General features: G+C 61.8%; 11 protein-coding genes. 8 read left to right on the top strand and 3 right to left on the bottom strand.

Annotated features, from left to right (window positions below; genetic code table 11):
- Positions 1-161: 161 nt before the first annotated feature.
- Together ACFOFO_RS10665 and ACFOFO_RS10660 are read right to left on the bottom strand one after the other, a co-directional pair.
- The gene (locus ACFOFO_RS10665; protein ID WP_390331521.1) at positions 162-950 is read right to left on the bottom strand and encodes an ABC transporter ATP-binding protein; all 789 of its coding nucleotides are present in this window, start codon (positions 948-950) and stop codon (positions 162-164) included.
- A 168-nt stretch (positions 951-1,118) separates the two neighbouring features.
- Positions 1,119-3,080 carry an AMP-dependent synthetase/ligase gene (locus ACFOFO_RS10660; protein ID WP_390327740.1) on the bottom strand — a complete coding sequence of 654 codons (1,962 nt, stop codon included), beginning with the start codon at positions 3,078-3,080 and terminating at the stop codon, positions 1,119-1,121.
- 242 nt (positions 3,081-3,322) lie between these two features.
- Here ACFOFO_RS10660 and ACFOFO_RS10655 point away from each other — a divergent pair, with 242 nt between their 5' ends.
- The 8 genes from ACFOFO_RS10655 (at position 3,323) to ACFOFO_RS10620 (ending at position 11,429) form a co-directional block, all read left to right on the top strand.
- Positions 3,323-4,009, top strand: coding sequence for a Crp/Fnr family transcriptional regulator (locus ACFOFO_RS10655; protein WP_390327738.1), 687 nt, complete (start codon positions 3,323-3,325; stop codon positions 4,007-4,009).
- Between the two features lie 374 nt (positions 4,010-4,383).
- Positions 4,384-6,198, top strand: a complete 1,815-nt coding sequence (locus ACFOFO_RS10650) for an aminopeptidase P family protein (RefSeq protein ID WP_390327736.1) — start codon at positions 4,384-4,386, stop codon at positions 6,196-6,198.
- 385 nt (positions 6,199-6,583) lie between these two features.
- On the top strand, positions 6,584-7,177 hold the full coding sequence (locus ACFOFO_RS10645; protein ID WP_390327734.1) for a DUF924 family protein: 594 nt from the start codon (positions 6,584-6,586) through the stop codon (positions 7,175-7,177).
- A 202-nt stretch (positions 7,178-7,379) separates the two neighbouring features.
- Positions 7,380-8,237, top strand: coding sequence for a Rossmann-like and DUF2520 domain-containing protein (locus ACFOFO_RS10640; protein WP_390327732.1), 858 nt, complete (start codon positions 7,380-7,382; stop codon positions 8,235-8,237).
- A gap of 97 nt (positions 8,238-8,334) precedes the next feature.
- Positions 8,335-8,976, top strand: a complete 642-nt coding sequence (locus ACFOFO_RS10635) for a DJ-1/PfpI family protein (protein ID WP_390327730.1) — start codon at positions 8,335-8,337, stop codon at positions 8,974-8,976.
- Between the two features lie 120 nt (positions 8,977-9,096).
- Positions 9,097-9,558, top strand: coding sequence for a thioredoxin family protein (locus ACFOFO_RS10630; protein ID WP_390331520.1), 462 nt, complete (start codon positions 9,097-9,099; stop codon positions 9,556-9,558).
- A gap of 399 nt (positions 9,559-9,957) precedes the next feature.
- Positions 9,958-10,965, top strand: coding sequence for a low-specificity L-threonine aldolase (gene ltaE / locus ACFOFO_RS10625; RefSeq protein ID WP_390327726.1), 1,008 nt, complete (start codon positions 9,958-9,960; stop codon positions 10,963-10,965).
- An 86-nt stretch (positions 10,966-11,051) separates the two neighbouring features.
- A complete protein-coding gene (locus tag ACFOFO_RS10620; protein ID WP_390327724.1) occupies positions 11,052-11,429 on the top strand; it encodes an MAPEG family protein in 378 nt (125 codons plus the stop codon).
- A gap of 270 nt (positions 11,430-11,699) precedes the next feature.
- Here ACFOFO_RS10620 and ettA read toward each other — a convergent pair whose 3' ends face one another.
- Positions 11,700-13,367, bottom strand: a complete 1,668-nt coding sequence (ettA, locus tag ACFOFO_RS10615; protein ID WP_390327722.1) for an energy-dependent translational throttle protein EttA — start codon at positions 13,365-13,367, stop codon at positions 11,700-11,702.
- Positions 13,368-13,482: the final 115 nt, after the last annotated feature.

The raw sequence follows: 13,482 nt of genomic DNA, 5'->3' as shown, positions 1-13,482 counted from the left end.
AGGGTGGGGATGGGTTGCTTGCGCATACGGCAGTCGCTCAACGGAAACCCATCCCCCACCCGGTCATTCCACTGCGCCGCTTGCAAGCGGCTTAGATATTTGTGGCGCAAAGCATGCTTTGCGAAACCCCACAAATCTCCCCTTGAAGAGGGAGGAGAAAATCAATGCGTTGTCCCCAGATAAGCCTTGATCACCTCGGGATTGTTTTTGACCTCATCCGGCGTGCCGTCACCGATCTTCTTGCCGTAATCGAGCACCACCACGCGGTCCGAGATATCCATCACCACCCCCATGTCGTGCTCGATCAGCACGATGGTGGTGCCGAACTGGTCGTTGACGTCGAGGATGAAACGGCACATGTCCTGTTTCTCTTCGACGTTCATGCCGGCCATCGGCTCGTCCAGCAGCAGCATGCTCGGTTCGGCCGCCAACGCGCGCGCCAGCTCGACCCGTTTCTGCAGGCCATACGGCAGGCGTCCGACCGGGGTCTTGCGGATGTGCTGGATTTCGAGGAAGTCGATCACCTGCTCGACCTTGGCGCGATGTGCGACTTCTTCATTGCGCGCCGGACCCCACCACAGCGCATTGGCCAGCACGCTGGAACGCATCTTGGTATTGCGGCCGGTCATGATGTTATCGAGCACAGTCATGCCCTTGAATAGCGCGATGTTCTGGAAGGTGCGCGCGATGCCTTGGCGCGCGGCCTTGGTCGGATTCATCTCGCGCCGCTTCTCGCCGTGGAACACGATGTTGCCGTGCTGCGGGTGATACACGCCGTTGATCACGTTCAGCATCGAGCTCTTGCCGGCACCATTCGGCCCGATGATCGCGCGGATCTCGTGCTGGCGCACATTGAAGGAAATATCGGTCAGCGCCTTGACCCCGCCGAACGCCAGCGAGATGTTCTGCAGGTCGAGGATCACATCACCGATTTGTCGAGTGTCAGCCATAAATTCTTTGAATTATTGCCAGTATTGTGAAAGTGTCCAATATTTCATTACGGAATTCGGCGCCGATGTGATGAGTATCTGCGGTATCTGCGCCGCAAGCGGTTCCGGAACAGCGCTCGCCGGTGCCGCCCATTCCTTCACCACGCGGCGGTCGACAATCCTGGCCCGTCATGCGGCGTGCCGGACCGCGGCAAAGGTTTTCGCCTCGCGTATCTTCAGGTCCGCGCTGACCATGCCTTGCCGTCCGTCCTCAAACTTGACCAGGGTCTCGATGTACTGGGAACGCTTGCCGCTGTACAGCGCTTCGATCAGCGCCGCGTATTTGTCGGCGATGAACGGTCGGCGGACCTTGCGGGTGCGGGTCAGTTCATCGTCGTCCGGATCCAGCTCCTTGTGCAGCACCAGGAAGCGGTGGATCTGGGTGCCGCCCATCAGCGCTTCGCTGGCCAGATCGGCGTTGACCTTTTCGATGCACTCGGCCACCAGCTCGCCGGTCTCTTCCTTGCCGGCCAGGTCGGTGTAGCCCGAATACGCGATGCCGCGCCGCTCGGCCCAGTTGCCGACCGCCCCGATATCGATATTGATGAAGGCGCACACCTCGTTGCGACCATTGCCATACGCGACCGCTTCCTTGATGAAGGGGAAGAACTTCAGCTTGTTTTCAATATAGTTCGGCGCGAACATGTCGCCGCTGACCAGCTTGCCAACATCGGCCGCGCGGTCGATGATCCGCAGATGGCCTTCGCTGTCGAAGATGCCGGCGTCGCCGGTATGGAAATAGCCGTTGGCATCGATCACTTCGGCAGTGGCATCGGGACGCTTGTAATACTCTGTCAGCATCGCGGGCGACCTCACCAGCACTTCGCCGTTGTCGGCCAGCTTGACCTCGACCCCCGGCGCCGGTGGTCCGACGCTGTCGAACTTGATGTGGCCGTCCGGCTGCAGGCAGACATAGGCGCAGGTTTCGGTGGCGCCGTAGAACTGCTTCAGGTTGATGCCGATCGAGCGGTAAAAACGGAACAGATCGGGCCCGATCGCGGCGCCGGCGGTGTAGGCCACGCGCACCCGCGACAGGCCGAGCACGTTCTTCAATGGTCCGAACACGCACAACTGGCCGAGCCGGTATTGCAGGCGATCGATCAGCCCGACCGGCTTGCCGTCGAGGATGTCGGCGCCGACCCGCCGCGCCACCTCCATATAGTGGCGGAACATGTTGCGTTTCAGGCGGCCGGCGTCCTCCATCCGGATCATCACGGTCGTCAGGATATTCTCGAACACTCGCGGCGGGGCGAAATAATAGGTCGGTCCGATCTCGCGCAGGTCGGTCATCACGGTGTCGCCGGACTCCGGGCAGTTGACGGTGAAGCCCGCCACCAGCGCCTGCGCGTACGAGAACAGGTTGTCACCGACCCAGGCCATCGGCAGATAGGACAGGATGTCTTCGTGGTCAGTCAGATGGTCGAAGCCGACGCAGCCGGTGGCCGCCGCGATCAGGGCCGCGTGCGACTGGCACACGCCTTTGGGTTTGCCGGTGGTGCCGGAGGTATACAAGATGACGGCGGTATCGGCCGGCCGGCCGGCATTGACCTGCTGCATGAAGAAATCGGGATGGGCGCGGTCGTAGGCGCGGCCGATTTCCTGCAGGCTGGCGTAGGAGTTCAGCTCCGGCTGCTGGTAATGGCGCATGCCGCGCTCATCGTCATAGGTGATGTGTGCGATGCCGGGGTAGAGTGCCTTCAGCTCGAACAGCTTGTCGACCTGTTCCTGATCCTCGACCACCGCGAACGCCACTTCGGCATTGCTGAGCACGAAAGCCATGTCGGCCGCCGGTGCGTCCTGATATAAAGGCACCGCCACGCCGCCCAGGCATTGCGCCGCCATCATCGCCCAGTACAGCCGCGGCCGGTTGTCGCCGATGATCGCCAGATTCATGCCGCGCTGGAAGCCCTGCGCCGCCAGCCCGCAGGCCAGCGCGCGCACTTCGTCATTCACCTGGGCCCAGCTCCAGCTCTGCCAGATGCCGAGATCCTTTTCGCGAAACGCCGGGCGCTGCGGGCGCGTCTGCGCGTGTTGCAGCAGCAATCTGGGGAAGGTCTGCGCCGCGCTAGCTTGTGTCGTCTCCACAATCATCCAACCTTTAGGTGATAGGTGATGGTTCTGATTTTCTTATTATGGTTTCTTATTGTCAGCCAGGTGCACTTAGTCTGCGCTAAGTATGGCTTGCGATCGGTGCTGAAGGTCAGACTGCTGGCCTGTGTACTAGCGTAATGCTTTTTACACCGATCAGCTGTTGTGGATGATACTAGTGCGTCCGGTCCTTAACTTCTGTCATCGTAAGGACAATTGATCAATTATCGATATTGCGCCGCACCATGCCAACCACCCATTCCAATTTCATTGACATGCTGCGCCAGACCATCTGGGCGCAGACGCTGACACCGGTCCAGATGCAAAGGGTGGAAGCCGATATCGCCGAGCAAATCGTGCAGGAAGGTGGATTCGTCTGCCGCAAAGGCGAGGAGGTCGACGCCTGGCTGGGCGTGATCGACGGTCTGGTCAAGATCAATAATCTATCGCCGGAAGGCAAGTCGGTGACCTTCACCGGCGTGCCGACCGGCGGCTGGTTCGGCGAGGGATCCTTACTCAAGAACGAGCTGCGCAAATACGACGTGATCGCGCTGCGCGACAGCCGCATCGCCCGCATGCCGCGCGCCACCTTCATGTGGCTGCTCGACACCAGCCTGCCGTTCACGCGATTCTTGTTGATGCAGCTCAACGAACGCCTCGGCCAGTTCATCGCCACCGTCGAATTCCATCGCCTGCTCGACGTCGATGCGCGCGTCGCCAGCTGCCTGGCCGGCCTGTTCAACGCCCACCTGTATCCGGGCAATGGCATGCATCTGAAGATATCCCAGGAAGAAGTCGGCTACCTGTCCGGCACCTCACGCCAGCGCGCCAACCAGGCGCTGCAAGTGCTGGAGAAGGAAGGCTTGCTGAAGCTCGACTATGGCGGCATCACGATTCTCGATCTGGATGGCTTGCGGCAGTTCCGTGCCTGACCGCGGTTGCCGATTAGCCCACGCTCAAAGTCCGGTTCTTCGTTCGGACTGAGTAGCCGCTGGCGTATCGAAGCCGGTCTCCGGTCTCCGGACGCCGTGCAAATTGCCGGCGTGGTCGCTGCGTTGCACGCGGCAACCGGTCTGGCGAGCGCGGCACGAGCATTTCCCCGCCCGGAACGCAATAATATACTGGCCCCTGTATTTTAATTCCCGCAATGAAATAGGGCGCAATTGGCCGATTTTTGCCAATACTCCCACCAAAGCCAAAATCGCCGGCGGCGTCCCACGATCCCGTCGCTGCGCTGTATGATGTCACTTTGCCCAGACTACCGTCCTGGCAAACCCAATCATCCCGATCAACCACCCTCCGATCTATGGACACTCTGACTAACCACCTCGCCACCATTCGTTCCCGCATTCAACTGCTGCGCACTGCGATGCAGCGCCAGCAAATCGACGCCTATATCGTGCCGTCGGCCGACCCGCATCTTTCGGAATACCTGCCGGGGCGCTGGAAGGGGCGGCAATGGTTGTCCGGCTTCAATGGCTCGGTCGGCACCCTGATCGTGACCGCCGATTCCGCCGGTCTGTGGGCCGACAGTCGCTATTGGTCGCAAGCGGAGGCCGAACTGGCCGGTACCGGCATCGTGCTGATGAAGATCGCCGCCAATGTGCCGCAGCATATTGACTGGCTGGCCGCCAACATGAAGCCCGGCCAGACCGTGGCCGCCGATGGCGCGGTGCTTGGCTTGGCCGGCGCGCGCCTGTTGCAGCAGGCACTGGACGCCGCCGGCGTGCACTTGCGCACCGATGCCGATTTGCTGACCGAGATCTGGCCGGAGCGGCCCACGCTGCCGACACCAAAGATCTATGAACACGTGGCGCCGCATGCCACCGTCAGCCGCGCCGCCAAGCTGGCCAGCCTGCGCGACGCGATGCGCGCCCATGGCGCCGGCTGGCATTTCATGTCGACGCTGGACGATATCGGCTACCTGTTCAACCTGCGCGGCGCCGACGTCAATTTCAACCCGGTGTTTGTCGCGCATGCACTGGTCGGACCGCAGCGCGCCACCTTGTTCGTGGCCGAGGGCAAGGTGCCGGATGCGTTGCGCGCGATTCTGGCGGCCGATGGCGTCGACCTGGCGCCGTATGCAGAAGCGGCGCAAGGGCTGGCGGCGTTGTCGGCCGGTGTCACGCTGCTGCTCGATCCGCGCCGCGTCACGCTCGGCTTGCGCCAGGCAGTGCCGGCCGCGGTCAAGGTGGTGGAGGCGATCAATCCGACCACCTTCGCCAAATCGAAGAAGAATGACGCCGAGGTGGCCCATGTACGCGCCGCGATGGAGCAGGACGGCGCCGCACTGTGCGAATTTTTCGCGTGGCTGCAGCAGGCGCTCGATGGCAAGCAGGAAACCGTCACCGAGCTGACCATCGATGAAAAAATCAGCGCCGCGCGGGCTCGCCGCCCCGGCTTCGTCTGCCCCAGTTTTGGCACCATCGCCGGCTTCAATGCCAACGGTGCGCTGCCGCATTACCATGCGACTGCCGAGGCGCACGCCACCATCGCAGGCGACGGCTTGCTGCTGATCGACTCCGGCGGCCAATATCTGGGCGGCACCACCGACATCACGCGCGTGATGCCGGTCGGCAGCCCGTCGGCAGCGCAGAAGCGCGACTTCACGCTGGTGCTGAAGGGCATGATGGCGCTGTCGGCGACGCATTTTCCGCGCGGCACCAAGGGCCCGATGCTGGACGCGATCGCGCGCGCGCCGATCTGGGCCGCCGGCATCGATTACGGCCACGGCACCGGCCACGGCGTCGGCTACTTCATGAACGTGCACGAAGGCCCGCAGGTGATCGCCGCCAGCGCGATGCCGGAAGCGCACACCGCGATGGAGCCGGGCATGATCACGTCGATCGAGCCGGGTATCTACCGGCCCGGCCGCTGGGGCGTGCGGATCGAAAACCTGGTGCTGAACCAGCCTGCCGAGAGCACCGAATTCGGCGAATTCCTGCGCTTCGAGACACTGACGCTGTGCCCGATCGACACCCGCTGCGTCGACCTGACCCTGCTGCGGCCGGACGAGATCGTCTGGCTCAACCAGTACCATGCGACGGTGCGCGAGCGGCTGCTGCCGCATGTCAGCGGCGACGCCAAGGCGTGGCTGGAACAACGCACCGAGGCGCTGTAAGAGGAGCGTGACCGCGCGCGACGGATTTGCGACGGGGTTAGGCAGGCTGTAACCGTTCAGTCCGCAGTGGTGGGTTGAATGAATGATGCACAAAAGGCTGTTCGTCCGGAGTAGGTCGGGTCGCCCTGAGCAGGTCCGTTCGCCCTCAGTAAGTCCGTCCGCCCTGAGTAGGTCCGTCCGCCCTGAGTAGCGAAGCGTATCGAAGGGAGCGTTTTGAAGGGAGCATATCGAAGGATTGCTCGGGTCGGCAGACCCTTCGATACGCCCTTCGGGCTACTCAGGGCGAACGGGTCTGCTGCCTGCAACTGGCACTGCGGACCATAGCGGGCTGAACAGTTACGTCAGGGTTTGCCTTATTACGCAGTAACAACCAACAGGAGGTCCGATGATCATCCCAGCATGGCAGGCGGTACTCGATTTCTGGTTTCTGCCGGCCGGCAACCTCGGCCACGGCAGCGCGCGTCCGGAATGGTTCCGCAAGAACAAGGTCTTCGACGGCGAAATCCGCAGCCGCTTCCACGACATGATCGAGGCGGCGCTGACGGCGCCTGAACCTGATCTGACTTCGAACCCGCTGGCCACGCTGGCGCGCATCCTGTTGCTCGACCAATTGTCCCGCAACGCCTATCGCGACACGCCGCGTGCGTTCGCGGGCGACGCGCTGGCGGTGGTGGCGGCGCAGGCGCTGGTGGCCAGCGGCGCGCATCTGCAGCTGGCGCCGATCCAGCGCTGGTTCGTCTACATGCCGTTCGAGCACGCCGAAGACCGCGCGCTGCAGCAGCAGGCGGTCGCGCTGTTTACCGCGCTGCACGGGCATACTGAGCAGGACGACCAATTCGCCGGCCCGCTCGATTACGCGATCCGGCATCGCGACGTGGTGCAGCGCTTCGGCCGCTTCCCGCACCGCAACGCGGTGCTGGGCCGCGTATCGACGCCGGAAGAAGATGCCTTTCTGCGCTTGCCGGGTTCCGGTTTTTAGTTAGGACTTCCGCAAACTTATCCAGCTAAAAAATACCGTTCGTGCTGAGTAGCCCTTTAGGGCGTATCGAAGCATACCCAGACCTCGGCGAGCTTTCGATACGGTGCTGCGCCCCTACTCAGGGCGAACGGATAAGCGATATTTTTCTTGTTAGCGTAAGTACTACCAGTATTGAATTATCACCGAGCCTGAAAGAGCGTAGATGGGCGACACCAAGCAATCAAGTCTGAATATCGTCGGCGGCGGCCATGTCGGCAAGGTGCTGGGGCGCCAGTTCGCGGCCGCTGGCGCGTTCCGGATTCAGGATGTCTGCAATCGCACGCTGGCCAGCGCGCAGGACGCGGTCGACTTCATCGGCAGCGGCCGCGCGGTGGCCACCCTCGCGCAGATGCGGCCGGCCGGCGTCACCATGCTGGCCGTGCCGGACGACCAGATCGTCGCCGGCTGTGCCCAGCTGGTGCAAGCCGGATTGCTTGGCGCGGGCAGCATCGTATTTCATTGCAGCGGCGCGCTGTCGTCCCATGATCTGGCCGCCGCGCGCGAACCCGGCGCGGTGCTGGCCAGCGTGCATCCGGTGCGCAGTTTTGCCGATGTCGCGCAGGTCGCCGCGCAGTTCGCCGGCACCTTTTGCAGCGTCGAAGGCGACGCGCCGGCGGTCGACGCGTTGCGCGCGGCGCTCGAGCGCAGCGGCGCGCAGGTGATCGCGATCGACACCAGTGCCAAGACGCTGTACCACGCGGCGTCAGTGTTTGCCTGCAATTATCTGGTCAGTTTGATGGATGTCGCGCTGCGCACCTATGCGGCGGCCGGCATCCCCGACGACGCGGCGCGCCAGCTGGCACAGCCGCTGGTGACCGAAACCGTCGCCAACGTTTTCCGGCTCGGCCCGGCCCAGGCTTTGAGCGGCCCGATCGCGCGCGGCGACTGGGCCACGGTCGCCAAACAGCAGCGCGCGGTCGACAGCTGGGATCCGCAAGCGGGCGCGCTATACGAGCTGATGGCCGAGCTGACCGCGGAACTGGCGCGGCGCAAAGCGGGCTTGGCCGGCGGGGGCGCCTGATCGGCCACACGATCGGCCGCCTGATCGACCGCGTCGGAATCCGTAGCACCCACCTTGTTGTTAGGCTTTCTTTTTAACCAAAACTTGGAGTGTATTCATGCACATAGCCATCCTGACATTCGACGGATTCAACGAACTGGATTCATTAATTGCCTATGGAATGTTGAGCCGAATTTCATTGCTCGGTGATGCCAATTGGAAGGTAAGTATTTCCAGTCCAACTGCACGCGTAACGTCAATGAACGGGTTGACAATCGACGCGCACATCAACCTGAAAGACGCGAATAAGGCGGATGCCGTATTGATAGGCAGCGGAATGAAAACACGTGAAGTCGCCAATGATTCATCCATCCTGAGTCAACTACAGCTCAATCCGGAAAGGCAGCTAATAGCGGCGCAGTGCTCCGGAACATTTTTGCTCGCTAAGCTTGGGCTCATAGGCCAAACTCCAGCATGCACAGACTCATCCAGCAAGCCTTGGGTGCAGGCTGCTGGGGTAAATATCTTGAATCAAGCGTTTTTTGCGCACGGCAATCTAGCAACCGCAGGGGGATGTTTATCCGCTCAATACATTTCCGCATGGATGATTGCCCGATTGAAGGGATTGGCAGAAGCCAAGGAGGCGCTGCATTATTTCTCTCCCGTGGGCGAAAAAGATGAGTACGTTGCGCGCGCACTTTCACACCTAAAGGCGAATCTATTGGAACAGTCAGTGGCGCCAGAAACTTCACGCGCATAGTAAGGCAAGAGAAATTTTTCCTATGTCACAGGCGCAAGCGTCATTCACCAGCCAAAAGGGCATTCCAGGGGATGCGTACGGCACCCCTGAATTCCGACGATAAAACTTCAGGAGATACCAATGAAAAAGCTGATTGCCATGCTAACTCTGTTCGGCGCGGTGTTCGCCACCGCCGCCGTCGGCGCCACCAACCTGCCGTACGATGAAAAGGCCGACGCCAACGCCGACCTGAAGCAGGCCTTGAGTCAGGCCAAGAGCAGCAACAAGAAGGTGCTGGTGGTGTTCGGCGCCAACTGGTGCCCCGATTGTCGCGAACTCGACAAGGCGCTGCACGGCAAGAGCGCCGCGCTGATCGACGGCAAGTTCATCGTGGTCAAAGTCGACGTCGGTCAGTTCGACAAGAACCTGGAGCTCGCCAAGTCCTATGGCAACCCGATCAAGAAGGGCATCCCGGCCGCCGTGCTGCTGACGTCCGACAATCAGGTGCTATACGCCAGCAAGGGTGGCGAATTGTCCGACGCGCGCCATATGGGCGACAACGGCGTGTATGACTTCTTCAATCAGGTGCTGAACAAGCACTGATCGCGGCAGCGCGGGCCACCGTCGCCGGTCGTCCGCGCGCCGGGATTTGATAATATACTCCCATGTTAGTCATTTCATTCCGCAAATAAATAAAGCAGAATATGCATATACTCGCCATCTTGTTAGGATTTACGCAGAGCATTATTAAAACTACCGTGTCATTCCCGCGAACGCGGGAATCCAGTGTCTTCCGTTGATCAACCAACGACGCTGGGTTCCCCCTTGCAGGGCGCATCTGCGCTTGCAAGCGCAGACCGTTCCGCAGGCGGACAGCAAACTGTCCGAATTCCCTGCTACACCTTTCGCAGGAACGACAACACAGTTTGCGATTTTTCGTTGTTTTTGCGTAAGTCCTGATTGTATGACGATCCAATTCCATCTCAAACAAGCGAGCCAACCATGATCGATCTGCGCAGCGATACCGTGACCCTCCCAAGCGCCGCGATGCGGGCCGCCATGCACGACGCGCCGCTCGGCGACGATGTGTACGGTGAAGATCCGACCGTCAACCGTCTGCAGCAAGTCGTGGCCGAACGCTGCGGCTTCGAGGCCGCGTTATTTGTGCCGACCGGGACCCAGAGCAACCTGATCGCGCTGATGACGCATTGCCAGCGCGGCGACGAATACATCGCCGGCCAGGATGCGCATACCTATCGCTACGAAGGCGGCGGCGCGGCGGTGCTCGGCAGCATACAGCCGCAACCGCTGAGCAATCAGCCTGACGGCAGCATCGCGCTGGCCGATATCGAGGCCGCGATCAAGCCGGACGACATCCATTTCGCGCGCACCCGTTTGATTGCGCTGGAAAATACCATCGGCGGCAAGGTGCTGCCGCCCGGCTATGTGACCGAGGTGGCGCGACTGGTGACCAAATACGGACTGGCCCTGCATCTGGATGGCGCGCGCGTGTTCAACGCGGCGGTCAAGCTGGGCCTGACGCCGCAGCAAGTCTGCGCCGAATTCGACTCGGTCTCGGTGTGCCTGTCGAAAGGGCTCGGCACGCCGGCCGGCTCGGTACTGTGCGGCGATCAAAGCTTCATCGAGCGCGCCAAACGCTGGCGCAAGATGCTCGGCGGCGGCATGCGCCAGGCCGGCGTGCTGGCCGCGGCCGGACTGTATGCGCTGGAACACAATGTCGAGCGGCTGGCCGACGACCACCAGCATGCGGCGCAACTGGCGGCCGGCCTCGGCGCGATCGAACAGCTGCAGGTCGAGCCGGTGCAAACCAATATCGTGTATGTCCACGTGCCGCAGGCGCACACCGCCGCCCTCGAAGCACACCTGACAGCGCACGGCGTGGTCGCGCAGATCCGGCCCAGGACCCGGCTGGTGACCCATCTGGACGTGTCGGCGGCGCAGATCGGTGACGCACTGGCGGCCTTCCAGGAATTTTTTGCGCGCGCCTGATTCCGCTATTCTGATGCATCGATTCGACTAAGCGAGTCGCCGCACCGATTCAACCATTCGATTCAAATACTAACAAGGGGATGACGATGCAATGGACTGCCTGGACCACGCTGGCTGTGCTGGCGGTATACCTGTGGGTGATATTCAATGCCGGCCGCGCCCGTGAGCACCACAAGGTAGCGGCGCCGTCGATGGACGGTCCGCTCGCATTCCAGAGCGCGCAACGGGTGCACGCCAATACGGTCGAGCAGCTGGTGATGCTGTTGCCGGCACTGTGGCTGTGCGCGTATTTTCTCGGCGACCGCTGGGCTGCCGCGGGTGGGGCGCTGTGGATCGTCGGCCGCGTCATGTATGCGCTCGGTTACTACCAGGACCCGAGCAAGCGCGGCGCCGGTTTCGGCATCAATTTGCTGGCGGTCGTGGCACTGATGCTCGGTACCGCAGTGGGTTTGATGTTGCATTGACTGGGCGGCCACGCTGAGCCAGCGGACGCCGCCGTCCGCTGCGCGCTGGTACGACGCCAGACTCCGTCGCAAGACCGTAGTCGATTGCATGAAGATCGTTGCTGGCTAATGCTGTTAGCCCCTTCCCCCATGCAGGGGGAAGGTTGGGATGGGGGTAGGGCGGTCAATCGACAACGTGCTTCATTCATCGACCGCACTACCCCTACTTCCAGGAGTATCCGCTTGCCTGACCCCGCTGCTGTCTGCAGCGGCGATCCAATCGATCAAAAATTACAGGCTGATCGGCTTGTAGCGGATCCGATGCGGCTTCGCACCTTCCTCGCCCAGACGCCTCTTCTTGTCGGCTTCGTATTCCTGATAATTGCCGTCGAAGAAAGCAACCTGCGAATTGCCTTCGAACGCCAGGATATGCGTCGCGATCCGGTCCAGGAACCAGCGATCATGCGAGATCACCATCACGCTGCCGGCAAACTCCAGCAGCGCATCTTCCAGCGCGCGCAGGGTTTCGACGTCCAGATCGTTGGACGGCTCATCGAGCAGCAGCACATTGCCGCCCTGCAGCAAGGTCTTGGCCAGATGCAAGCGCCCGCGCTCGCCGCCGGACAGGTTGCCGACCATCTTCTGCTGGTCGCCGCCCTTGAAGTTGAAGCGGCCGAGATAGGCGCGCGACGGCATCTGGAAGCGGCCGACGGTCAGCATGTCGGCGCCGGCGCAGACATCGTCGAACACGGTCTTGTTGTCGGCCAGCGAGTCGCGCGACTGGTCAACGATGGAAATCCGCGCGGTCGAACCGATCACGACCTCGCCACTGTCGGGCTGTTCCTTGCCGGTGATCATCTTGAACAGCGTCGATTTACCGGCACCGTTAGGGCCGATGATGCCGACGATCGCACCGGCCGGAATCCGGAAATTCAGGTTGTCGATCAGCAGCCGGTCGCCGAAAGCCTTCGACACATTCTTGAACTCGATCACTTCATTGCCGAGCCGCTCGGCCACCGGGATGAAGATCTCCTGGGTCTCGTTGCGCTTCTGGTATTCATGCTCGGACAATTCGTTGAAACGCGCCAGCCGCGCCTTGCTCTTGGCTTGGCGCGCCTTCGGATTCTGGCGCGACCACTCCAGCTCCCGTTGCAGCGATTTCTGATGCGCCGATTCGGTTGCCTCTTCCAGCTTCAGGCGGGCCTGTTTCTGATCCAGCCACGAGCTGTAATTGCCCTTCCACGGAATCCCGGCGCCGCGGTCCAGCTCCAGAATCCACTCCGCCGCGTTGTCGAGGAAGTAACGATCGTGGGTGATCGCGACCACGGTGCCGGGGAAGCGCAGCAGGAACTGCTCCAGCCATTCGACCGATTCGGCATCCAGATGGTTGGTCGGCTCGTCCAGCAGCAGCATGTCGGGTTTCGACAGCAACAGGCGACACAGCGCGACGCGGCGCTTTTCGCCACCCGACAACACGCCGATCCTGGCATCCCACGGCGGCAGCCGCAGCGCATCGGCCGCCATTTCCAGCTGCAGCTCCAGATTGCCGCCGTCGGACGCTGCGATGATCTCCTCCAGCCGCCCCTGTTCCGCCGCCAGCGCATCGAAGTCGGCATCCGGGTCCGCATAGGCGACATACACCGCGTCGAGCTTGGCACGCGCCTCGAACACTTCGCCCAGCCCGCCTTCCACCGCCTGGCGCACGGTCTGCTCCGGATCGAGCTGCGGTTCCTGCGGCAGATGGCCGATATTCAGCCCCGGCATCGGCACCGCATCGCCGATGATGTCGGTGTCAATGCCGGCCATGATCTTCAGCAAGGTCGATTTACCCGACCCGTTCAGGCCCAGCACGCCGATCTTGGCGCCGGGGAAGAAGGACAACGAAATGTCTTTAAGAATCTGGCGCTTGGGCGGCACGATCTTGCCCACGCGGTTCATGGTGTATACGTAATTGGCCATAGTCGGTGCGGTATGTTGAATGCGATGGAGAACCTGCAAGGATAACCGATGGCGGCCCGGCCGGCATAGAAAGGCGCTGCCGATTTGGCATTCAACTAACCGCGCCGAGCGGGCG

Origin of the sequence: Pseudundibacterium arcticum (assembly GCF_042646465.1) — a bacterium.
Taxonomy (GTDB): domain Bacteria; phylum Pseudomonadota; class Gammaproteobacteria; order Burkholderiales; family Burkholderiaceae_D; genus Undibacterium_A; species Undibacterium_A arcticum.
This window is presented reverse-complemented; position numbering and strand designations above follow the sequence as displayed.